This window comes from Pseudomonas sp. PSPC2-3, assembly GCF_049898265.1.
Classification (GTDB): domain Bacteria; phylum Pseudomonadota; class Gammaproteobacteria; order Pseudomonadales; family Pseudomonadaceae; genus Aquipseudomonas; species Aquipseudomonas veronii.
The window spans coordinates 194,558-217,903 of the sequence record NZ_JAFCXJ010000007.1 but is presented as its reverse complement, the minus strand read 5'-3'; the positions used below and the strand labels follow the sequence as shown (position 1 = coordinate 217,903).

The window sequence follows — 23,346 nt, the reverse complement described above, 5'->3', positions numbered from 1 at the left end:
GCAAAGTGCGGTGCTTATGGCTTAAAGGCATAAGCACGCAATCAGCCGGTCACGAAGCGAGTCCATTCCTCGCGCGTCAGTTGCTCAATCAATTGCTCCTCGTCGTGCGCCCTCAAGGCTTGCACCTTACGCACCAGCAGCAAGTACGCGCCTTCGCTCATCTCCGCACTTTCGACTTGCGCCTGCGCACGCTCCATTTCTCGATCGTATTGCCCAAGGCGCGCGTCGAACCGCGATCGGTATTTACGCGCCAGAAACTGCCGCCAATATTCTGCTTGCACCAATAAAGCCGGCCAGTCGAACTGAGCTTCGGCGGCCACGATCATTCCGTGCATCCTGGTGATTGAGTTCGCATTGGGGCCGCCCAGTGTCCTGGCCAAACGCTCTTCGAATCCAAGGGGTAAATCCAGGCTGTGCGCCAACGCAATGCGGCTGGCAAGGATCATGCTGCTCACCACATCCCACGTTTGATGGCGGTCGAAACGCAACACCATCTCATCAATGGCCTGCAACCGTTTCAGGGCTCGAAAGTAATTCAAGAGTGGCGCGGCATCACCGTCCGTGTCGCGGGCGAGCAGTTCGATCGGCAGGAACTCAAGCTCCAGCGCATTGAGTGATAACAGCCAGCCATCCACCCCGCGATTGAGCTCGAAGCGGTGCTGAAACAGGATCACGGCCAGTTGCTCGTTATGGGTTGCACTCTCGATCAACTGCCACACGCGGCGCGTCAGGTCTTCTCGCAGCGCCCGAAAGCCGGTGGCGATGAGCGACGGATAGGCCGCGATACATGCCAGCAGCTCAAAAAAGCGATCAGACATCGGGCGTTGCTGCAGTTGCGCCCAAAGTGCCTGGTAGTGGGGAACCTCAGCGAAAGGCAGCACCGCCAACCATGTGTCGGGGCGTGTGGATGCCGCTGCGGGCTGGGCGCCCAGGCCAAAATCGATATCCGCCTGCCCCGGCCACTCACGGTAGCGGCGCATCATTTGCAGGGAGCCCTGTGAAAGCGGGTTGCCCTGCAAATTCATCGCTCGATGAACATTTGGGTAAATGAACAAATCGAGGCTGGTCAAGATCGATATTCGATTGTCACGCAAATCAAAGACCTCCAGTGATCGCAAGATGGCGGCGCCAAGGGGCAGGCTTTCAATTTGCGTATTGCGCAGGTTAAGCACGCGCAACTTCTTCAACCCATGCAGCTTCAAGCGCTGCCCCAGTCTCAGTGGGTTTACCGATAAATCCAGTGTCACCAGGCTGGTCATTTCAGCGAGCAGTATTACGTCCCCCAGTTGAAGCTTGAGCCGATTATTCGAGAGGTTGAGCAGCGATAAATAGCCCAGCTGTGCCAACCCGACGGGAAGTCGCTGCAGATGATTACCGTTGAAAAACACCCAGCGAAGCTGCGGAAAACACCTGAAAAAACTGGTTGGAATGGTTTCCAGCCGATTGTTTTTCAGGCTCAACAGTTTTACATGACCGAAATAGGCGCCCAGCGGCGGCAAATCATTTAATGCCAAGTCATCCAGGATGAGTTCATACGGTACCCCGCGAACGGAGTCTTCTTTAGCCCAGCAGCGCTGAATGCGCGCCGCCGCCTCACGTTGTGCGGGCAAGTCCTCGGGCTTACCCTGTCGGCACCATCGTTCAAGGTTGGCATTCAAGACGGCGCGCTCTCTGAACATGAAGTTGATCGCGCTTTCCCGCTCTCGGACGGAATCACTCAGGCCCTGGAGCAGCGCGAAGGCCTGCTCATCGGTTTTCGCCGGAAACAGCTGCCGCAGCTTGGCGACGTGTTCACGGTCCACCGGACCCCAATGATCACCGCCGCTCAACGGGTAACCCATGCGCCCATCCGCCAGGCGCCGTGGCGGGACGTACCAGGGGCGTCGCTGTGGGTCGAACAGGCTGAGGGCGCGTTGCGAACGCTGTTCGATCTCCCGGCGCAGCGCATCGTGGGTGTAGTGCAGTGCTTCACGTTCAATCGACGGTAACGCGTCCAACAGCACCGCCAGGAACGCCCCGGGACGCCCGGTCGGTTGCCGTTCACCGTTCGCTTGAAGAATGTAGGCCTGATAATCCACGTCGACCGCTTCCAGTATCCGTCTGAGCGCGCCGTCGACCGGGCCGATGCTATCGATCAGGCGACCGCGCTCCCACACCTCGACCCGCAGGTGGTTCGGCCATCCGTCGATGTCCGGCAATGTATGCAGGATCAGTCTCGAGGTGTCTTCACTCGCTGCAGCCGGCAGATACAATCCCTCCAGCGCCCTGATCTTGCGCGCGACGCTCACCCGCCAACGCGCGGCCGACATCAGGCTCAAGGGGATGCGGCCGGCCTGCAGGCTGAGGCGCTCCTGCGCGGTGACGTCGCGCACCAGCTCTTCGGCGAGTGCCGCCGTCAAACTGGGAAAATCGCGCTGCAGCACCTGCGCCAATGGATCGCCCGATGGCTGCTGTTTTTGGCCCAGCGCCTTGAAAAACAGGCGCTCCATGTGGGGCCGGTTGCGCGCGACCTCGGCCTCGAGCACCGCGACCTGCTCGGCGCGGGTGGCCGCCTGCCCCACCAACGTTTCGGCGCTGTCGGCACCGACCTCGCCGAGCAGCCTGTCGAAAAAATCCCGCCCCGTATCCACGCCGGTGTTGATCCGTTGATGCCGCATGAAGCGCTCGACGGTCTCCACCACGATTGCCGGCGCGCGCTCATTGCGCAGATGTATCCGGCGCAGGACGTCCGCTGTCACCCCGCTGATCTGCTGAATCTGCTCGATGGCATCCGCCGGCACTGCGCGGGTAAACGGCCCCAGGCGCTGGAACGCCTTGGCGCCGTCCCACGTCAGCGGGTTTTCCCATTCGTGCCGCCAGGCGCCGGCACCGTTGTGGCTCAACAGCGGGGCATACGCATCGTTCAAGGACGGGTGCAATAGGCGCCATGGCTGCTCCGCCACCTTGAAATAAGCATCGTCCAGCCACAGGTAGCGCTCCGCCCCCAGGTGGTAAAGGCCAAGGGCATCGGGCTCTGCGGTGATACGGGCGGTATCGATGTGACTGACGTAGTGCGCGATCTCGCGCCGGTCGGGATAAAACGCGCCATCCGGCGCACGATGGCGCAACAGGGCGCGAGCGACCTGACGCCGAAAGTCGGCAACGCTGTGCTCCGCGCTCAAGCCGAGTAGACGCCGGTCATCGTCGGACAGCTGGCGCATGATCGCCAGATAGAAACCGTTGGCACCACTCAGCATGGCGCCGGTGCGCGACTCACGGTGGTAATACGGCGAAAATCGCCCTTGGCCCTGATCAATGACCACCACGCTGCGGTCCTGCGCCCCCTGCGAAACATAGGGCAGCGCTTGCGTGGCCGGGCTGACGAGCAACGCCTGGGCGCTGCCGTCGCGCAGCACGCTGTAGGCGAAATGCGCGGCCCAATCCTGGGTTTGCCGGTCAAATCGGCGCGGATGAAAAAGCCCATCGACGATGGCTTCGCGGCGCGTCACCAGGCGTGCGGCGCGCAATGCGTCGTAAAGCGCCTCGGGTTGCAGTTGCGACTGCAGCAACTGGGTTTGCTGATGCTCCGATAACGGGTGTTCGCGCAACACCTCGAGCAACCGCGCCATGCTCAGTTCGGGGTGCAAGGCCCGTAGTTGGGTAATCACCGCCGGTACGGGCTGGTCGGGGCTGACGCGCTCGGGCAACAATTTGAGTACCGACGCACTGGCGCCCACCGCGTCAGCACGGCAGGTGTCGGCAAACCGCGTGAGCGCTTCAAACAGGTCGATCCTCAAGGCCTTGGCTTTAGTCGCCAATTGCTGGCGAAGCAACTGCGCGTCACCCGAAACAAGCGTCGGCACCAACGCCACAATGGCCTGTGCCACATGGGCGGTGAAGCGGCGCGGCGTGGCATAGGCGAACTCATGATTTTCCAGCGCGGTCAGCGTAACCACTGCCGTTGTCGCACGCGTTGCGTCCTTGTTGTAGCGACGCACCTCCAGGCCCTGATGGTCTTCAATGCTCAACGACATTCCCGCCGGCCAACCCTCCAACTGAGTGAGCAGCGGCGCCATGACGTCCAGCGCGTCGACGGGCGCGGGGCGGCTGGGGTCGGCGTCTGCGGCCAGCCAATCGATCAGCCGGTCGGCGCGCAACCGATGCACGGCGTCGACCAAAGACGCCGACGCCGGCGCGCCCTCCCATACCTGGTTCAAGGTCTGTGCCGAGGTCGCGCTCGTTTCGAGCAAAATCTCGATTTGCCGTGGCAATACGTCCTGGCTGCCGAGCATTCTTTCGAGCACCTGCGGGCTCGACAGATGCCGGTGTTCAGGCACGGCGCTGTAGCGCTGGGACAAGCGTTGATACAAATGCTGATGGCGACGCAGCACGCTGCGCCCCAAACGCGTATGCAATCGACCACTGATCAGTAAATCGGCAAGGTCGGCAAACCCCTGGAGCAATTCGGCAGGCTCGCCGAGCAGCGCCTGCCGCCCCCCTTCGACCAACGCTTGCTCCATCGCTATGAACATCGCAAACGCCCTCACCCGTCCCAACCCTTTTAACGCCCCCGGCACCGGGATCAGCAGCACATCGAGGATTTCCCCGATCAGGGTCTGGAACAGCTCGATCATGGTGGGCATGAAACCGGGCGTCTGGTGCGCCAATTCCTGCAGATTGGCGCGACTGCGTTCGCGATAGAAATCGTTCAGGCTCAGCGCCGGGGACTTTTGCACGACGTTGCGCACATAGCCGACTTTATCGACGATATTGACGCTCGGAATGACACGGGCCAGCCAGTCGACCAGTTTTTCCAACCCCTCAAGGTCGCGACGCGGCTGCGCGGTTTTACCGATTTGCTTGAGCCGCGCACAGTCACGCAGCCACATGATCTGATACAGCCAATCGACCCGCCCCGCGCGGTAGGCCGCATGAAACTCCGCATGAAACACCTCGCAGGCTTGCCGATGGCTGGCATGATGACGCAGCGACCCGCCGGGGCGATTCGGGATAAAACTGAAAGCCCCCTTGCAACCGCTGACGGAAAAAACGATGTGGGGAATGCTCAAGCTGTCGCCGGGAGGCTGGCCGGCGTAATGCCCGACCAAGCCGATCGATTGTGGTAACCAACTGATGTTGTCCGTCCCATGGGGCACGAAAAGCAGCATTTCCTCTACGCGCTCCCAGCGCGCTTCTCCCGCCAGCGCACGTTTCACCTGCTGGTATTTGTCCCGGTCGACGCGGCTGGCTTCGGTGTTTCTCAAGGCCTCGATGAGGGCGAACTCAAACTCGGCATTCGCCAACTGCATGATGCTGCTGCCCAGCGAAGCGTTGGCCTGCAGCGCCTGGTCGAGACGGCGACGCAGTTGCCCGCCGAGATCGAGCCGGCGCACCAGCGCAATGAATTCGCCGGCGGTCGCGTTGATGTTCCTGTCGAGGTAACTGGCATCGGCCAGGCCGGTGCGGCCGGGGTAGCTCCAGCCGGTCAGGCCGTCATAGTTCATACAGGCGGCGTCCCATAAGGTCACGCTAGAGATCTTGATCTCATCGCCTTTCAATTCGCGCCGGACGCGACCGGAGTGCTTGAGGTAGCGGGTATTGATCTTCGCCACCTTGGGGTCGATGTACTGGCCGGTCAGGGTCATCAACGCGCTGCGCAACGACTCCAGGGCATGTAGCTCGAACGCTTCGGTGAGTTGGCGGATGCCCTGCTCCATGGTGTGCTGGGCATCGATCCAGGCCCTTTGCAGGCGCACGTACTCACGTTTTTCGGCAAGATCGAGCCCGCCGAGAAGGCCGTCGAACTCAGCTCTCAAGCCATCCAGGGCTTGCAGGACTGACCACTCCAGGCCGGCCATCAAGGGTGCGCGCTGCTGCGCGATAAAAGCGCTCAGCGTGTCCTGCGGTGTGGGGGTAATCGGCTCGCTCATGGCTCTGCTCCTGAAAAGCTCAGCCTATCGCCTCGCCGTCAGCGTCTCAGGTAGCTATGTAGCGCCATGGATCAGCCGTGGTTCTTGTCGAAAACCGCCGGCCCCATCGCCGCAATCTGGCCCTCGATCAACGCATCGAAGGGTTTGAGTAACAGCTCGAAAGAAGTGGGCGCCTCCAACACCTGCAACGCCTGCACAATCGCCTCCACCGTCGACAAGGCACCGGGGCCCGGCGCCTTGCGCAGCCGGTAGCGCGAGACGGCGCCCGCGGCCAGCGTCACCCTGGGCAGCGCCGCCAGCAGCGGGTTGAGGTGCAACAGCTTGCGCGCCTTGCGCCAGGTGCCGTCGGGGACCACCAGCAACAACGGCTCGTCGCTCGGCCCATAAGCCTGCAGCGGCTGGGCATCGTCTGCCGGAAACAACAGGCGCGCCTGATAGCCGGGCGGGTTCAGCAAGCTCGGCAGATCGTCGAATACCTCGCCCACCACCAACTGCGCATTGTTCAAGCCCAACGCCGCCAACCGCGCGGTATTGAGCGCATGGTTGACCTCGCTCGGGTGCTGCAGCAGCAACACGCGGGTGCGACTGTCGAGGCTGGGGATCAGCGCGCACAGGCAATGGGTGGCGGGCCGCAGGCAACGGGAACACTGGGGTCTGGACATGGTTTTTCAGGCCTGGTTGAGCTGGGTTTTGAGCAAGTCGCGAAACGTCTGGATCAGCGGCTCGCGGCTACGGCCACGGCGCATGATCATCGAGAACGGCGCCTGGTAGCCGAAGGTCGCCGGCAGCAGCACGCGCAGGTCGCCCTTGTCGGCCCAGGCCTGGGCGTAGTGTTCGGGCAGGTAGCCGATGTAGGCGCCGGACAGCACCAGGATCAGTTGCGCCTCCATACTTTCCACGGTGGCGGCGCTGTGCTTGAAGCCGTGGCGCGCCAGTTCCGCCTGGCTCCAGTAGCCGCGCCCGACCATGCGCTGCTGGGTGATCACCTGTTCGGGGATGCGCCGCTCATTGAACAGCGGGTGCCGGGTGCTGCAATACAACCAGTGTTGTTCACGGTACAGCGGCATGTAGATCAGCCCGCTCATGCGGTTGGAGAACGCGCCGATGGCCAGGTCCAGGCGGTTGTCCTGCACACCCAGTTGCAGTTCGTAAGGGCTCAGCACCGACAAATGCAGGTGCACCGCCGGGTGTTCCAGGCTGTAGGCGCCGATCACCTCGGCGAACGGCAGGGCCTTGTCGCTGACGGTGGAGTCGAGCACGCCGAGCTTGAGCGTGCCGCGCAGCTCGCCTTTGAGCGCGGCGGCGTATTGCTCGAAACCTTCCAGTTCGCCCAGTAGCCGCAGAGTCTCCTGATGGAACAACTCGCCCTTGCTGGTCAGGCTGAACCCGCCCCGGCCACGGTGGCACAGCACCAGGCCCAACGCCGATTCGAGCTGGCTCATATAGGTGCTGATCGCCGAGGTCGACAGGTTGAGCTCGTGCTGCGCATTGGCGAACCCCTGGTGGCGCACGACGCTGACGAAGATGCGCAGGAGTTTCAGGTCAGGCAAGGCGTTGGCCATGGTCGGCTCCGGGGAGGTGATCGCAGTAGTCTACCTGCCGGCATTAGTTTAGAAAAATCTGAACTAAGTATTTGCCTCTGCCGATTCTTCCCACCCCGGGCTTTTCGCAGAATCGGCCGCTAATAAACACAACACGATGAGGCAATCCCGTGGACAAGATTTTCCACCAACCACTGGGCGGCAACGAAATGCCGCGCTTCGCCGGCATCGCCACCATGATGCGTCTTCCCCATTTGCAATCGGCCAAGGGCCTGGATGCGGCCTTTATCGGCGTGCCGCTGGACATCGGCACCTCGCTGCGCGCCGGCACCCGCTTCGGCCCCCGGGAAATCCGCGCCGAATCGGTGATGATCCGCCCGTACAACATGGCCACCGGTGCCGCGCCGTTCGATTCGCTGTCGGTGGCCGATATCGGCGACGTGGCGATCAACACCTTCAACCTGCTCGACGCCGTGCGGATCATTGAAGAAGCCTACGACGAGATCCTCGAACACAACGTCATCCCCATGACCCTGGGCGGCGATCACACCATCACCCTGCCGATCCTGCGGGCGATCCACAAAAAACACGGCAAGGTCGGGCTGGTCCACATCGATGCCCATGCCGACGTCAACGACCACATGTTCGGCGAGAAGATCGCCCACGGCACCACCTTCCGCCGCGCAGTGGAAGAAGGCCTGCTCGATTGCGACCGCGTGGTACAGATCGGCCTGCGCGCCCAGGGCTACACCGCCGAAGACTTCAACTGGAGCCGCAAGCAAGGCTTTCGCGTGGTGCAGGCCGAAGAATGCTGGCACCACTCCCTCGCGCCGTTGATGGCCGAAGTGCGCGAAAAAGTCGGTGGCGGCCCGGTGTACCTGAGCTTTGACATCGACGGCATCGACCCGGCCTGGGCGCCCGGCACCGGCACCCCGGAAATCGGCGGGCTGACCACTATCCAGGCGATCGAAATCATCCGTGGCTGCCAGGGCCTCGACCTGATTGGTTGCGATCTGGTAGAAGTTTCGCCGCCTTACGACACCACCGGCAACACCTCGTTGCTGGGCGCCAACCTGCTGTACGAAATGCTCTGCGTACTGCCCGGCGTGGCGCACCGCTGATGAGCACCCATGAGGTGTTGAAAGCGGCGGCCGACCTAGTGTCGGCCTTCGCACGCAACGACCGCGAGGCTTACTTCGGCGCATTCAGCGCCGATGCCAGCTTCGTGTTCTACACCCTGCCCCAGCCGCTGCTCAGTCGCGATGCCTACCAGGCATTGTGGGACAGCTGGCGCCGGGACGAGGGGTTCGAGGTGCTGTCCTGCGTCTCGAGCAACGCCGTTGTCAGCCTGCAGGGTGATGTGGCGATTTTTATGCATGACGTGGCCACCGAGCTGCGCATGAACGGGGAGCAATTCAATAGCCAGGAACGCGAGACCATTGTCTTCAGACGGCAAGGGTTGGACGTACAACAAAAACAAGGCCTGTGGCTGGCCTGTCACGAACATTTGTCCGCTATGCCGGAAGGGCTGCCGCCCCCTTAGCCAATGTGATCGGAGCTGATCATGAATAATAAAAACAACGAAAACAGTATTCGCAAGATAGAAACCAACGGGGTCGAACAGATCCCGGACCATGAACGTACCGCCGGGCCCAAGGATCTGTTTCGCCTGATCTTCGGCGGTGCCAATACCTTTGCCACAGCGGTGTTGGGTGCCTTTCCGGTGCTGTTCGGCCTGTCGTTCCAGGCCGGTGTCTGGGCGATTGTGCTAGGCGTGCTGGTGGGTGCGCTGATCCTGGCGCCCATGGGCCTGTTCGGGCCGATCAATGGCACCAACAATGCTGTGTCGTCCGGGGCGCACTTCGGTGTCCACGGGCGGATCGTCGGCTCGTTTCTGTCATTGCTGACGGCGATTGCCTTCTTCTCACTGTCGGTGTGGAGTTCGGGCGATGCGCTGGTCGGCGGTGCGAAGCGGCTGATCGGCCTGCCGGAAACCGACCTGACCCTGGGCCTGGCCTACGGCGTGTTTGCCATCCTGGTGCTGACGGTCTGTATCTACGGCTTTCGCTTCATGCTGTGGGTCAACCGCATCGCGGTGTGGGCGGCGAGCCTGCTGTTTCTGCTGGGGATCTTCGCGTTCGCGCCGACCTTCGACAGCCACTTCGCCGGCAGCGTGGCCCTCGGCCAGAGCGGCTTCTGGGCCGCGTTTATCGGTGCGGCGCTGGTGGCCATGAGCAACCCGATCTCCTTCGGCGCGTTCCTCGGTGACTGGTCGCGCTACATCCCGCGTGAAACGCCGAAAATTCGCGTCATGCTGGCGGTGGTCGCGGCACAGATCGCTACCTTGATCCCGTTCCTGTTCGGCTTGGCCACCGCGACCATCGTCGCGGTCAGGGCACCGGACTACATCGCGGCCAACAACTACGTCGGCGGTCTGCTGGCGGTGGCGCCGAGCTGGTTCTTCCTGCCGGTGTGCCTGATCGCGGTGATCGGCGGCATGTCCACCGGCACCACGTCGCTGTATGGCACGGGGTTGGACATGTCCAGCGTGTTCCCGCGCCTGCTGTCGCGGGTCAAGGCCACGCTGCTGATCGGGGTGATGTCTATCGCCTTCATCTTTATCGGACGTTTCGCCGCCAACCTGGTGCAGAGCGTGTCGACCTTCGCGGTGCTGATCATCACCTGCACCACCCCGTGGATGGTGATGATGATCATCGGCCTGATCGTGCGTCGCGGCTTCTACTGCCCGGACGACCTGCAGGTATTTACCCGCGGCGAACGCGGCGGGCGCTACTGGTTCAGCCACGGCTGGAACTGGCGCGGCCTGGGGGCCTGGATTCCGAGCGCGTTGGTGGGGCTGTGCTTCGTCAACCTGCCGGGGCAGTTTGTCGGGCCATTGGGCAACCTCGCCGAGGGCATCGATATCAGCCTGCCGGTGACATTGGGGCTGGCCTCGGTGGTGTACCTGAGCTTGCTGCGCCTGTTCCCGGAACCGGCCGCCGTGTACGGCCCTACCGATCCACGCAGCGAACGCACGGACGTGCGCGCTGAACCGGCGCTGCAAAAAGCCGCCTGATTTCCATAAAAAAGATAATCGGAGACCCGCCGTCATGGCTTTGGATTTATTCGTCGTACTCATCTACGCCGCCGGCATGCTCGTGCTCGGCTATTACGGCATGCGCCGCGCCAAGACCCACGAAGACTACCTGGTCGCCGGGCGCAATCTCGGCCCGTCGCTGTACATGGGCACCATGGCCGCCACGGTATTGGGCGGCGCGTCCACCGTCGGCACCGTGCGCCTGGGGTATGTCCACGGCATCTCCGGCTTCTGGCTGTGCGCCGCGCTGGGCATGGGGATCATCGCGCTGAACCTGTTCCTGGCCAAGCCGTTGCTCAAGCTGAAAATCTTCACCGTCACCCAGGTCTTGGAAAAGCGCTACAACCCCATGGCCCGCCAGGCGAGCGCGGTGATCATGCTGGCCTACGCGCTGATGATCGGCGTGACCTCGATCCTGGCCATCGGCACCGTGCTGCAGGTGCTGTTCGGCCTGCCCTTCTGGATTTCGGTGCTGCTCGGCGGTGGCGTGGTGGTGATGTACTCGACCATCGGCGGCATGTGGTCGCTGACCTTGACCGACATCGTGCAGTTCGTGATCAAGACCGTCGGCCTGATGTTTATCCTGCTGCCGATCTGCCTGTACCGCGTCGGCGGCTGGGACGAACTGGTGGCCAAGCTGCCGGCGTCGAACTTCAGCTTCACCGCGATCGGCTGGGACACGATCATCACCTACTTCATGATCTACTTTTTCGGCATCCTGATCGGCCAGGACATCTGGCAACGGGTGTTCACCGCCCGTGACGAAAAGGTCGCCCAGTACGCAGGCACTTTCGCCGGTTTCTACTGCATTCTCTACGGCCTGGCCTGTGCGTTGATCGGCATGGCGGCCCATGTGCTGATTCCCGATCTGGATAACGTCAACAACGCGTTCGCCGCGATCGTCAAAGTGTCGCTGCCCGATGGCATTCGTGGGTTGGTGATTGCGGCGGCGTTGGCGGCGATGATGTCGACGGCCAGCGCCGGCTTGCTGGCGGCGTCCACCGTGTTGACCGAGGACCTGCTGCCACGTTTGCGCGGCGGCAAGCAGTCGAGCCTGAACATCAACCGCCTGTTCACCCTGCTGACCGGTATCGCGGTGCTGGGCATCGCGCTGGTGGTGAACGATGTGATCAGTGCCCTGACCCTGGCTTACAACCTGCTGGTGGGCGGCATGCTGATCCCGCTGATCGGGGCGATTTTCTGGAAGCGCGCGACGACTTCGGGGGCGATTACGTCCATGACCCTGGGCTTCGTGACGGCGTTGGTGTTCATGTTCAAGGACGGCTTGGACGCGAACACGCCGATCTACTACAGCCTGGCGGTGGCGTTGGTGAGTTTTGTCGGGGTGAGCCTGTTGTCGCGCCGACCTGAAACGGAACCGGCGCGAGCCGCCTGAACAAGCACGCGGGAAATCAGGTTTTCTTCAGCGGGTGCGACGTCGGATGTCGCACTCGTTTTTTTTTGCGTGGCGTACCAAGCATCGCGAGGACGGGTTTGCTTGCTCCCACACAAGCCCGTTCCTACACAGATTCTGCGGTGTTCCGACGACTGCGGTTCAACGCCGACGTGGACGACGCTGCTCATCATCCGTGCGAATGGGCACCGGCTGCAGCGGGGGCTCGATCAGGCCCAGCGCAACGCCAAGGTCGTGGAGCCAGGTTTGGATTTTCTCTTTCATGATTGCCCCCTTTGAGGGTAGTGCGGGTCGGCGGAAATTCTTTCGCCTCTTCCTACAAATAGTAGCCCTAACTCCTACACATTGCATGAACGAAACCACAACGAACTATTACCAAATTCATGCAAATACGACAGATCGGTCAGGCGATCGCCCGGCTATCTTGCGGGAACCCTGCCTGGCCTTCGCGCTGCAGTTCGATCCATGCGTTGAGATTAGCGCCGAGCATACCCTTTCGCCACATCAGCCAGGTGGTCGCAGTGGCAAAAGGCTCAGATAGGGGATGAACGGACACGCTGTCCTTGCCTGGCAGGCTGTCGAGCATGGATTCGGACATCAAGGCCACGCCGGAACCGGCGATCACGCAGGCGAGCATGCCTTGATAAGACTCGATCTCAATGGCACGGCCCATCGCCACGTGCTCGTGGGAAAACCACGTCTCCAAACGTCGGCGATAGGAACAACTGCGTCGGAAGGTGAACACCGCACGGCCGGCAACATCCTGAGGGCCGAGTACTGGCGGGTGGTCGGCTTCGCAAATCAGTATCAGCTTTTCGTCGCACAGGGGAACACCGTCCAGGGACGCGATAGTCAGCGGGCCGTCGACCAGCGCCGCGTCGAGACGCCCGGTGATCAAGCCTTCGAGCAGCTCGCCGCTGGGCGCCGATTGCACCTGCAGATTCACCATCGGATACGCCTTGTGATAGCGCGCCAACAGTTTCGGTAAGTGAATCGCGGCGGTGCTGTACATGCTGCCCAGCACAAAGTCACCGGCCGGTTGCCCGCCTTGCACGGCACCGTGGGCTTCGTCGTGCAGCGCCAGCAGACGGGTGCTGTAGTCCAGCAACACTTTGCCCGCAGGGGAAAGCTGCAGGCGTTGACGTTCACGAACGAACAACTCGACGCCCAGTTGCTCCTCCATCTGCTTGAGCCGGGTCGACAGGTTCGATGGCACGCGGTGCAAGCGCTCGGCAGCGCGGGTGATGGAGCCCTCTTCCGCCACGGCCTGGAAAATGCGCAATTGACTGAACTCCATACCTTTCTCCAAAACTGAACAAGTTGCTCACTATTATTCATTTTTACAGAAAGTCAATCCACCTTAGCCTGCATGTCATTCGCTTTCCCGCAGGAAACCTTGCACATGTCGCCGTTGACTCGCCTCCTCGCCAGCTTTATCGCCCTGATGATGGCCATGGGCATTGGCCGCTTCGCCCTCACCCCGCAAATGCCACATCTGCTCAGCGAGGGGCAGATTGATCTGACCGGTGCCGGGCTGATCGCCGCCGCCAACTACCTGGGCTACTTCGTCGGCGCGGTGGATTCGATTTTCGCGCGCAGCCATCACCCTGTACGCGGTCGCTTGTACGGCGGGTTGTGGTTGTGCGTGCTGCTGACCCTGGCGTCGTACTGGGCCCATGGGTTCTGGCCGCACCTGCTGTTGCGCTTCGGCACCGGCGTGGCCAGCGCCTGGGCGCTGGTGATGATCACCAGCCTCAGCCAACCGCTGGCGATTGCCGCCGGGCGGCCGCGCTTGGGCGCCCTGGTGTTTGCCGGGCCGGGCCTGGGGATTCTGTTGACCGGCCTGCTCGCGCTGGGTTCGAACCTGCTGGGACAAAGCTCCGCAACACTGTGGCTGGTCTACGGCGGGGTGGCGCTGCTGATGCTGCTGGCGATCCTGCCTTTCCTGCCTCAACCGAGCGTCACTGACACGCCCGTCAGCGACGCGAGCAGCAATGCGAGCATCGCGCACCTGGGTTGGGTTTATTTCCTCTACGGCCTCGGCTACATCATCCCGGCGACCTTTCTGTCCCAGATGGCCAGCGCGCAGTTCAAGGGCGCCTGGCAGGCAGACCTGTTCTGGCCATGCTTTGGCCTGGCGGCTGCGCTCGGGGTGGTCGTGGCGAGCCTGCGCCGCAAGGCCGCGAACACAACCCGCCGCTGGCTGATGACAACCTTATGGTTGCAAGCGGCGGGCGTATTTACCTGCTTGCTCGGCAACGGCTGGGGCCTGGCGCTGGGCGTATTGCTCTGCGGCGCACCGTTTCTGGCGTGTATGCAGTTGGTGATGGCACGCTTGCGCGAGGTGGCGCCCCACGGCTACCAGCGCAGCACTGGGGTGCTGACCGCGAGCTTTGCCATCGGACAACTGAGCGGCCCATTGCTCGCGTCGGTGAGCAGCCACCTGAGCGGCGGCCTGCAACCGGCGCTGGTGATCGCCGGTTGCGGGTTGTTATTGGCCGGCGCGCTGTTGCTGCGCCCGGCCGCGGCAGTCAGCCAGCCATCAGCGGCGTTGGCACGCGAGCCTGTTCGCGCCGAGCGAGCACCAGGAAAAACAGCCCACCCAGGAAGCAACCGGTGAACCAGGCGAAGTTGGCCATGCCCTGCAAGGCCGGGGTGAACGTGATCGCGACACCCACCAGCGTCGCCGGCAACAGAGCCTTGACCGCCGTCCAGTTCACGCCGCCGTCGAAGTAATAACGCCCGCTCGGGCTGTCATCGAACAGCGCATCCACGTCGATCTGCTGTTTTTTGATCAGGTAGAAGTCCACCAGCAAAATCCCGAACAACGGCCCGATAAACGCGGCGAGGATGTCCAGGGTGTAGTGGATCATCAGCGGGTTGTTGAACAGGTTCCACGGGGTGATAAAGACTGAAGCCACCGCTGCAATCATGCCGCCGGCGCGCCAGCTGATTTTGCTCGGCGCAACGTTGGCGAAGTCGAACGCCGGGGACACGAAGTTGGCGACGATATTGATGCCGATCGTGGCCGTGACAAAGGCAAAGGCGCCCAGCAACACGGCCATGCTGTTGTCGATACGCGACACGGTGGCGATCGGGTCGTGGAGCATTTCACCGAATACCGGCAAGGTGCCCGAGACGATCACCACGGTCACCAGGGAGAACGCCAGGAAATTCACCGGCAGCCCCCAGAAATTACCGCGACGCACATCCTGCATGCTGCGACAGTAGCGGCTGAAATCGCCGAAGTTCAGCGTCGGCCCGGAAAAGTACGACACCACCAACGCCGTCGCCACAATCACCTGGCCAAAAGCCTGCCAGCCCGACAAGGACTTTTCCGCCAGGGTAAAGCTGATATTCGCCCAGCCCGCCTTCCACACGATCCAGCCGGCCAAGGCGAACATCACCGCATAGACCACTGGCCCGGCCCAGTCGATAAAGCGCCGGATAGACTCCATGCCCGCCCAGAATACGGCCGCCTGCACCACCCACAAGCTGAGGAAACCAAACCAGCCCAGGTAGGACAGGCCCGCGAAGTGCGGCTCTGCATACACGGCCATCTGTGGGAAAAAGCGCAGCACCACGATGATCAGCGCACTCGACGCCAGATACGTCTGAATCCCGTACCACGCCACCGCGATCAAGCCGCGTATCACCGCCGGAATATTCGCACCGAACACACCAAACGCCAGTCGGCAGATCACCGGGTACGGTACAGCCGCTTGCTGGCTCGGCCTGGCCACCAGGTTAGCGATCAATTGCACGATGCAAATGCCTGCGAGCAACGCAATCAGCACCTGCCAACTGGCCAGCCCGAGGGCGAACAGGCTGGCGGCGAAGACATAGCCGCCGACGCTGTGTACGTCGCTCATCCAGAAGGCAAAGATGTTATACCAGGTCCACTTCTGCGGCAGTGGGCCCAGGTCCTGGTTGTACAGGCGCGGGCTGTAGCCTTTGGGCAATTGTTCGGTCATCGCTTGGCTCCTCGAAATACCCGCCTGCGCTGCCGTAACGGGATGCATACGGAAGGCGGCACGGTTTGTATACGAAAGAGTCAGCAGAATGCGTGCCAATGGCACACAATCCCCACGGGGCGGGGTACCAAAGGATGTATCGAGAGTTAGATCGGTGTATACCGCTCAGCAACGGTGCACGCCTTAATCCTGTACACAATCACTTGCACACCCGTTGTGCACACAGGTGCCTGACTGCGCACTAGGCGGCGCTGAGGAATGTGTTCAAGTTGCTCAGGTCATCTGCGCCGTAGGCCGACAGAACAAGGATTTACGGGGCATCGGCACAGCTTCTGTAGGAGCGATTCGCTCTTACAGAAGAGCAAACCGCACTCAGCTCAGTTCAATGCGATCGGCATGAATCACAATCTGGCCTTGCTTGTAGAGCGCACCAATGGCCTTCTTGAAGTTGCCTTTGCTGACGCCGAACAAGTTGCTGATCACCGCCGGGTCGCTTTTATCGCTGACCGGCAGGCTGCCGTTGTTTTCGCGCAACTTGGCGAGGATCTTCGAGTTGAGGCTGGAAGCCGCTTCCTGGCCGACCGGTTGCAGGCTCAGGCTGATATTGCCGTCGGCGCGGATTTCCTTGATAAAGCCTTTCTCTTCCTTGCCCGGGCGCAGGAACTTGAACACTTCGTTCTTGTGGATCAGGCCCCAGTGCTTGTTGTTGATGATCGCCTTGAAGCCCATGTCCGTGGCCTCGGCCACCAGCAGGTCGACTTCCTGGCCAACCTGGTAGTTGGCGGGCGTCTTGTCCAGGTAGCGGTCAAGGCGCGCGGTGGCGGTGATGCGCTTGGTGTGCTTGTCGAGATAGACATGCACCACGCAATATTCGCCAGCGGTCAATTGACGCTTTTCTTCCGAATACGGCAGCAACAGATCCTTGGGCAAGCCCCAATCGAGGAAGACACCGATGCTGTTGACTTCCACAACTTTCAAACTGGCAAATTCGCCAACTTGAACTTTTGGTTTTTCAGTGGTGGCGATAAGTTTGTCATCGCTGTCCAGATAAATGAATACGTTAAGCCAGTCTTCATCTTCACTGGGAATATCTTTGGGGATATACCGATTAGGCAAGAGGATTTCACCGTCTTGCGCACCATCCAGGTACAAACCAAAGTTAGTGTGTTTAACCACTTGCAAGCTGTTGTAGCGCCCGACTAAAGCCATTTCCAATACCCTCATTGCGTGGGCGGCATTCTACCCGAGTTGCGTCCGGCACGCGCGCACGCCTGAAAATTCGCGGGTTCGCATAGCATTCTACCGGCACCGCCCCGCTCGTCTGATCAATCGGCTGAATTCCGCCGCGCCGGCGGCGCCCGACAGACCGCGTGGTTTCGAGTTAAAACAGTAAGTTAGAGGCTTATTTCGACGACGAACTTTGCCGGTTTCAGCCAGCGCACCAAATACAAGGGGATATTTACCAAGCAATTGTCAAGCATTTCCTGTACGATGCCTGGCCAAGTTAATTTTCTACAGGTTAGTGGCCGCCATGCGCGTAAAAGCATCCAACAGCAAAGCAAAGCCAGCTCCCGCCGTCGAAACCAGCGAGTCGATCAACAGCCAGATCGCTGCGTTCCTCAAGTCCGGTGGCGAAATCCAGCAGATTGCCAAGGGCGTCAGCGGCCAGACTTTCGGCCCGTCCAAGCAGATCAGCCTGGGCAAGAAGTAAGCTGACCGCGCAACACACCTGGTCCCTAAGCGTCTTGCCAGCAAGGCGCTAGGACTAGAGCCCGAAACACCCCATTGCTTCTCCCGCGACACAAAATCGACCAACGGACCTCACCGCCTGGCATTCGCCGGTATGCTTGCACACGTCTAGCACGGGCATCTGCCTGATACCTTCCGTTACTGCTCCTCGCTTTTCATGGAGTGAAGCATGCTCAAAACCTGTATTTTCCTGCTCGCCGCCCTCGCCGCCAGCCCTTTGGCCGAAGCGCAGATTTTCCAGCGCGAATTGGGCGACTTCGATCTGAAACTGGGCACCACGCCCAGCCGCAGCATGGCCCAGGGCCTGGTCAAGCCGACATCGCCGGGCAGCGACGCCTTCCACGGCGGCCTCGACCTGAGCCACGACAGCGGCCTGTACGTCGGCCAGTTCTCACCGAACATGGGCCTGTCTTCGGCGAGCAACCTTGAAATCGACTCGTACATGGGGTTCAAACACCCCTTCGACCAGACGCTCGGCTACGAAGTGGGGTTGATCCACTACAGCTATCCCTCGCTCAGCCCCCTTGACAGCCAGGAGTTCTATGGCGGCCTGAACCTGCTGGGCAATCGCTTCGGCGCGTCCTTCAGCAACGACCCCGACCGCCAGGACAGCACCCTGTTCGCCGACCTTGGCGGCACACAGCCGTTCGGCATCGGCGTCAGCATGAAGTACACCACGCATCAACTGGGCAGCCCGGTCTCGGTGGACGGCGGTTCGATCCGCAGTTTCAGTGACTGGTCGGTGCAATTCTCACGGGCGTGGATGGGCGTTGACCTTGACCTGATCTACAGCGACTCCAGCCTCAACGGCGGCGACTGCTCGGCCTACTCGGGACACAATTCGCAATGCGATGGGCTGTTGACCTTGAAGGCAGCGCGGACGTTTTATTGATGGGCTGAACTGTCGCACCCAGCGCGGGTTCACATGCATTAACCCCCTCTGCGCAAGGACCCGCCCATGCTGAGCCGGCTCAATTTTCTGCTGCCATTCGTGATCCTGAGCCTGGTGCTTGGCGGCTGCAACCGCGTGGGTTTGGCCTACCGCAATCTCGACGTGATCATCCCGTGGACCCTCAGTGACTACCTGGACATGAATGCCGGGCAGAAACGCTGATTCAACGACACCCTCCAGCAACACCTGGCCTGGCATTGCACAACGCAGTTACCGGGTTATCTGGACTGGCTCGACCGCCTGCAACAGATGGTCGACAACCATCAGGTCAGCGACAACGCCTTGCAGAGCCGTACCGACGAAGCCAAACAGGCGGTGAGCGAGATCGCGCGCGCGATCACGCCGTCGGCGGTCCACTTGCTGCGCGGGCTGGACGACCAGCAGGTCAAGGACATGAACGACGCCCTGGCCAAAGACCTGCGCAAGCGCCAGGACGAATACCTGAAACCGCCCCTGCCGCGACAGATCCAGGCGCGTGCCGAGCGCATGAGCAAGCGCCTCGATGCGTGGATCGGGCCGCTCAGCGCCAGCCAGCAGCAACGGGTGGTGGCCTGGTCTGCGGAGCTGGGTGACCAGAACCAACAGTGGATCGACAACCGCGCCCGCTGGCAGGCGCAGTTCATCGACGCTGTGCAACAACGCCACGCCCCTGACTTTGCGCAGAAAATGCAACAATTGTTGGTGGACCGCGAACGCGCATGGACCCCGGAATATCGGCAGGCCGATGCCCAGACGGAAACAGCCGCGCGCAGCCTGATCGTGGATCTAATGGCGCAAAGCAGCGTACAACAACGCCAGAAATTGACGCACAAAATCGCGGGCGTGCGCAGCGATTTCAAGGCGCTCAAATGCCTCAACGCCGCCGCAGACTAGAACGTGGGAGCAACATCGCGCCCACAGGCCCTTCAGGCAATCGCCGCCTTGGACGCCACGTCGTCGAACGTCGCCGGTTCCAGCGCATCCGCCTGCTCATCGAGCACCTGACGCGGGTGAGCGTGGCCCGGTATCGAGCTGTCGATCAACGCCAGCAATTGGGCTCCTCGTGGCGTCAGGATAAAGTTCTCACCATTACCACCCTCGTCCTCGGGCCGCGACTCGATAAACCCGCGCTTGAGCAACAGCGCCTCGTAATCCGCAGCGGTTTTTTTCAACACATCCAGATTGCCGGTGGACTCGCCCGCCATGACCTTCTCGGCGGCCTCCTGCTCGGCGTACTTACGCGGGGCAAAGCTGCCCTCGCCATTCTGCACTTCATGCAACAGCCGTTCGATCAGATCCCAGTTGTAAGTCGTCATCCTGATTCCTCCTGCGGGCCAAAAGGAAAAGCAGCCCGTTCAGAGTTGGGACACGTCTCGTCAGCGGCCGTTCAGCCGAATGGACAGGCGTCACTTCTGTGTACTTTCCAGACGTTCGCCGCCTCAACTGGGCGGAAAGAAGCTGCGGCCAAGGCAAAAAACCGCAGGCAAAAAAAAACCGGACAGCGTCCGGTTTTTTTATCGCGGCCCAGCCTTATTCGGCAGCCGGTGCTTCTGGCTTGCGGCGCTTGAGCGGCGCCATGCCGTCCTTGCTGACCAACGACAGGTTGTCGGTCTTCGGCCGGTTGGCGATCTTGCGCTTGGTCGGCGACTTGGCGCCGGCCTTCTTCTTGTCACCCTTGCCGTCGACTTTTTTCTTCTTCACGCCTACGGCCTTGCCCGAAGCCTTGACCTTCTTCGGCCCGGTGTAGGTGCCTTTGACTTCCTTGATGGTGCGGCGCTCGAACGACTGCTTGAGATAGCGCTCGATGCTCGACATCAGGTTCCAGTCGCCGTGGCAGATCAGTGAGATCGCCAGGCCATCGTTGCCAGCACGCCCGGTGCGACCGATACGGTGGACGTATTCGTCGCCGCTGCGGGGCATGTCGAAGTTGATGACCATGTCCAGGCCGTCGACGTCCAGGCCGCGCGCGGCGACGTCGGTGGCGACCAGGATCTTCACCCCGCCTTGCTTGAGGCGGTCGATTGCCAGCTTGCGGTCCTTCTGGTCTTTCTCGCCGTGCAGGACGAACGCTTTGTAGTCCTGCGCCACCAGGCGGCCGTAGATGCGATCAGCCGCAGCGCGGGTGTTGGTGAACACGATGGCCTTCTGATAGGTCTCGTTGGCCAACAGCCAGTTGAGGATCTGTTCTTTGTGGACGTTATGGTCAGCGGTGATGATCTGCTGGCGCGTGGTCGCGTTCAGGTCGCTGACATTGTTGACCTGCAGGTGCTCGGGGTTGTTCAGGACCTTGGCAACCATGTCGCGCAGGGTCGAACCGCCGGTGGTGGCGGAGAACAGCATGGTCTGCTGACGATTCACGCACTCGGCCACCAGGCGCTGCACGTCATCGGCAAAGCCCATGTCGAGCATGCGGTCGGCTTCGTCGAGCACCAGCACTTCGACTTCCTTGAGGTCGAGGTTGCCGGCGTTGAGTTGCTCGATCATGCGGCCCGGGGTGCCGATGAGGATGTCCGGGACCTTGCGCAGCATGGCGGCCTGGACCTTGAAGTCTTCGCCACCGGTGATCAGGCCGGACTTGATGAAGGTGAACTGCGAGAAACGTTCGACTTCTTTCAGGGTCTGCTGGGCCAGCTCGCGGGTCGGCAGCAGGATCAGGGTCTTGATGCTGACGCGGACTTTGGCCGGGCCGATCAGGCGGTTAAGAATAGGCAGGACGAAAGCGGCCGTCTTGCCACTCCCGGTTTGAGCCGTCACCCGCAGGTCACGCCCTTCGAGCGCGAGCGGGATGGCCGCTGCCTGCACAGGCGTAGGCTCGACAAATTTAAGCTCGGCCACGGCTTTGAGCAGGCGTTCGTGCAGGGCGAATTGGGAAAACACGGGTGCTACCTCGAAGAAATACAAAATATCAGCTGCATAGGGTAACGGTTTCGAGCGTCCAAACCGAGTTTCTTTACGCGAACAGGGCTAATCAGCTGCTTTTTTGTTAAGGCGTTTGTCTGTAACGCCAATGCAGCTGCACTTAAATGCTCTAATCGACCGGTCTTGTCTTACAGAAGAATCGGTTTCACCCATGGATATCAAACAGCTCTGGCTCAACGTCAAAGACCTTTGGAATGCCCTCGATGAACACCCGCTGCTGCATTCCAGCCTGGGCTTGCTGGTGTTGTTGGTGGTGGCGCTGTTGCTCGGACGGGTGGCGCGTTACCTCATCCTGCATGCGGTCAAATTGCTCGGCCGGCAACCGGCCCTGCACTGGCTCAACGACCTGCGCCACAACAAAGTCTTCCACCGCCTGGCGCAGATGACGCCGTCGCTGGTGATCCAGTTCGGCCTGCACCTGGTGCCGGACCTGAGCAAGACCGCAACGCTGTTCATCGGCAACGTGGCGTTGGCGTTCACCATCCTGTTCGTGGTGCTGGCCATCAGTGCGCTGCTCAACGCCCTGCTGGACATCTATGCGCGCACCGAACATGCACGTACCCGCTCGATCAAGGGCTATGTGCAGTTGGCGAAGATGATTCTGTTCGTGTTTGGCGCGATCATCATCGTCGCCACCCTGATCGACCGCTCGCCGCTGTTGCTGCTGTCCGGCCTGGGTGCGATGTCGGCGGTTATCTTGTTAGTCTACAAGGACACCTTGCTGTCGTTCGTCGCCAGCGTGCAGTTGACCAGCAACGACATGCTGCGGGTCGGCGACTGGATCGAAATGCCCCAGGTCGGCGCGGACGGTGACGTGGTGGACATCACCTTGCACACGGTCAAGGTGCAGAATTTCGACAAGACCATCGTCTCGATTCCGACCTGGCGCCTGATGTCCGAGTCGTTCAAGAACTGGCGCGGCATGCAGGCCTCCGGCGGGCGTCGGATCAAGCGCAGCCTGTTTATCGATGCCAGCGCCGTGCGCTTCCTGCGCGACGATGAAGAAGTCCGCATGACCCAGGTCCACCTGCTCACCGACTACATCAGCCGCAAGCAGGCCGAACTCAAGGCCTGGAACGAAGCCCAGGGCCAAAGCGCGCAGTTGTCGGCCAACCGCCGGCGCATGACCAACCTCGGCACCTTCCGCGCGTATGCCCTGGCTTACCTGAAAAGCCACCCGGACATCCAGCCGAACATGACCTGCATGGTGCGTCAGATGCAAACCACCGCCCAGGGCGTGCCGCTGGAAATCTACTGCTTCACCCGCACCACGGCGTGGTCGGATTACGAGCGGATTCAAGGGGATATCTTCGACTACCTGCTGGCGGTGCTGCCGGAATTCGGCTTGAGCCTGTATCAACAGCCGAGCGGCACGGACCTGCGCAGCGGGCTGTTCGCAATGACGCAGAACACCACGACCGCCCAAGCGCTGGAGCGCTGACAAGGCAGACGGCGCGGGGCTCGCGTGCCCCTCGCCGGTCGAATCACCACACGCCCCTGCGCCCAATCAGGCCTTGCGTTACAGGCCAGGCCAACTCGGTAAATAACCGAGGAACATGTCTAGTTGCCGCACGCGGCAAAATCAAACCGCCGCCGCAACTAAGAAAACTCTACCTATACGTTTAGTGAATTTCACTATTCAGGCACCCGGTTTTTAATCTGTTTTTAGAAAAACCAAAGCTATAGCATCTGGCCATCGAACAACTCTGTGAGAAGGCGTTACTTATGTTATGGACAACTAAGCTTTCAGATGATGCGGCACACTTTGTATTAAGTTCGGATGCGGAAGCATTGACTCATTACTGCGGTGCA

17 protein-coding genes and 1 pseudogene are annotated in these 23,346 nt (G+C 61.2%); 9 read left to right on the top strand and 9 right to left on the bottom strand.

The genetic code is table 11. The features are described 5' to 3' along the window. Positions 1 to 41: 41 nt before the first annotated feature. The 3 genes from ACP7E3_RS17460 to ACP7E3_RS17450 all read right to left on the bottom strand — a co-directional run bounded on the left by ACP7E3_RS17460 (position 42) and on the right by ACP7E3_RS17450 (position 7,471). Entirely contained in the window at positions 42 to 5,909 is a 5,868-nt protein-coding gene (locus tag ACP7E3_RS17460; protein WP_426123846.1) for an NEL-type E3 ubiquitin ligase domain-containing protein, read from the bottom strand. Between the two features lie 71 nt (positions 5,910 to 5,980). Then, entirely contained in the window at positions 5,981 to 6,571 is a 591-nt protein-coding gene (locus ACP7E3_RS17455) for a tRNA-uridine aminocarboxypropyltransferase (RefSeq protein ID WP_057003844.1), read from the bottom strand. Positions 6,572 to 6,577: 6 nt separating this feature from the next. Next, entirely contained in the window at positions 6,578 to 7,471 is an 894-nt protein-coding gene (locus ACP7E3_RS17450; protein ID WP_017845303.1) for a LysR family transcriptional regulator, read from the bottom strand. 149 nt (positions 7,472 to 7,620) lie between these two features. Here ACP7E3_RS17450 and speB point away from each other — a divergent pair, with 149 nt between their 5' ends. The 4 genes from speB to ACP7E3_RS17430 are packed head-to-tail and all read left to right on the top strand — an operon-like array spanning position 7,621 to position 11,943. Further along, positions 7,621 to 8,571 carry an agmatinase gene (speB, locus tag ACP7E3_RS17445; RefSeq protein ID WP_017845302.1) on the top strand — a complete coding sequence of 317 codons (951 nt, stop codon included), beginning with the start codon at positions 7,621 to 7,623 and terminating at the stop codon, positions 8,569 to 8,571. Next, complete coding sequence (locus ACP7E3_RS17440) at positions 8,571 to 8,993, top strand: YybH family protein (RefSeq protein WP_057003843.1); 423 nt, start codon at positions 8,571 to 8,573, stop codon at positions 8,991 to 8,993. The genes speB and ACP7E3_RS17440 overlap by 1 nt, the downstream gene beginning before the upstream one ends. A 21-nt stretch (positions 8,994 to 9,014) precedes the next feature. Further along, positions 9,015 to 10,526, top strand: a complete 1,512-nt coding sequence (locus ACP7E3_RS17435; RefSeq protein WP_079444477.1) for a purine-cytosine permease family protein — start codon at positions 9,015 to 9,017, stop codon at positions 10,524 to 10,526. Between the two features lie 34 nt (positions 10,527 to 10,560). Next, on the top strand, positions 10,561 to 11,943 hold the full coding sequence (locus tag ACP7E3_RS17430) for a sodium:solute symporter (protein ID WP_017845299.1): 1,383 nt from the start codon (positions 10,561 to 10,563) through the stop codon (positions 11,941 to 11,943). Positions 11,944 to 12,102: 159 nt separating this feature from the next. Here the strand turns inward: ACP7E3_RS17430 and ACP7E3_RS17425 are convergent, their stop codons facing one another. Further along, positions 12,103 to 12,225 carry a PA1414 family protein gene (locus ACP7E3_RS17425; protein ID WP_017737772.1) on the bottom strand — a complete coding sequence of 41 codons (123 nt, stop codon included), beginning with the start codon at positions 12,223 to 12,225 and terminating at the stop codon, positions 12,103 to 12,105. 139 nt (positions 12,226 to 12,364) lie between these two features. Beyond that, positions 12,365 to 13,258 carry a putrescine utilization regulator PtrR gene (ptrR, locus tag ACP7E3_RS17420; RefSeq protein WP_426123841.1) on the bottom strand — a complete coding sequence of 298 codons (894 nt, stop codon included), beginning with the start codon at positions 13,256 to 13,258 and terminating at the stop codon, positions 12,365 to 12,367. A gap of 105 nt (positions 13,259 to 13,363) precedes the next feature. Between ptrR and ACP7E3_RS17415 the strand changes: the two genes are divergently transcribed. Continuing rightward, positions 13,364 to 14,581, top strand: coding sequence for a YbfB/YjiJ family MFS transporter (locus ACP7E3_RS17415; RefSeq protein ID WP_057003841.1), 1,218 nt, complete (start codon positions 13,364 to 13,366; stop codon positions 14,579 to 14,581). Here ACP7E3_RS17415 and ACP7E3_RS17410 read toward each other — a convergent pair. Both ACP7E3_RS17410 and ACP7E3_RS17405 read right to left on the bottom strand, forming a co-directional pair. Then, complete coding sequence (locus ACP7E3_RS17410; RefSeq protein ID WP_017845296.1) at positions 14,493 to 15,935, bottom strand: NCS1 family nucleobase:cation symporter-1; 1,443 nt, start codon at positions 15,933 to 15,935, stop codon at positions 14,493 to 14,495. The genes ACP7E3_RS17415 and ACP7E3_RS17410 overlap by 89 nt on opposite strands. A gap of 372 nt (positions 15,936 to 16,307) precedes the next feature. Continuing rightward, complete coding sequence (locus ACP7E3_RS17405; RefSeq protein ID WP_028617391.1) at positions 16,308 to 17,144, bottom strand: CvfB family protein; 837 nt, start codon at positions 17,142 to 17,144, stop codon at positions 16,308 to 16,310. Positions 17,145 to 17,466: 322 nt separating this feature from the next. Here ACP7E3_RS17405 and ACP7E3_RS17400 point away from each other — a divergent pair, with 322 nt between their 5' ends. The 3 genes and pseudogenes from ACP7E3_RS17400 (at position 17,467) to ACP7E3_RS17390 (ending at position 19,509) form a co-directional block, all read left to right on the top strand. Next, entirely contained in the window at positions 17,467 to 17,646 is a 180-nt protein-coding gene (locus ACP7E3_RS17400; RefSeq protein WP_003193095.1) for a hypothetical protein, read from the top strand. A 207-nt stretch (positions 17,647 to 17,853) separates the two neighbouring features. After that, positions 17,854 to 18,576 carry a TorF family putative porin gene (locus ACP7E3_RS17395; protein WP_128192298.1) on the top strand — a complete coding sequence of 241 codons (723 nt, stop codon included), beginning with the start codon at positions 17,854 to 17,856 and terminating at the stop codon, positions 18,574 to 18,576. 66 nt (positions 18,577 to 18,642) lie between these two features. Continuing rightward, positions 18,643 to 19,509, top strand: a pseudogene (locus tag ACP7E3_RS17390) (DUF6279 family lipoprotein). Positions 19,510 to 19,541: 32 nt separating this feature from the next. Here the strand turns inward: ACP7E3_RS17390 and ACP7E3_RS17385 are convergent. Together ACP7E3_RS17385 and ACP7E3_RS17380 are read right to left on the bottom strand one after the other, a co-directional pair. After that, positions 19,542 to 19,931: a hypothetical protein gene (locus ACP7E3_RS17385; protein WP_046382471.1), complete on the bottom strand. Its 390-nt coding sequence runs from the start codon at positions 19,929 to 19,931 to the stop codon at positions 19,542 to 19,544. A gap of 214 nt (positions 19,932 to 20,145) precedes the next feature. Continuing rightward, positions 20,146 to 21,492 (bottom strand): DEAD/DEAH box helicase, encoded by a 1,347-nt coding sequence (locus tag ACP7E3_RS17380; RefSeq protein WP_017845291.1) that lies wholly within the window; start codon positions 21,490 to 21,492, stop codon positions 20,146 to 20,148. A gap of 193 nt (positions 21,493 to 21,685) precedes the next feature. Here ACP7E3_RS17380 and ACP7E3_RS17375 point away from each other — a divergent pair, with 193 nt between their 5' ends. Next, positions 21,686 to 22,975 (top strand): mechanosensitive ion channel family protein, encoded by a 1,290-nt coding sequence (locus tag ACP7E3_RS17375; RefSeq protein WP_046382470.1) that lies wholly within the window; start codon positions 21,686 to 21,688, stop codon positions 22,973 to 22,975. Positions 22,976 to 23,346: the final 371 nt, after the last annotated feature.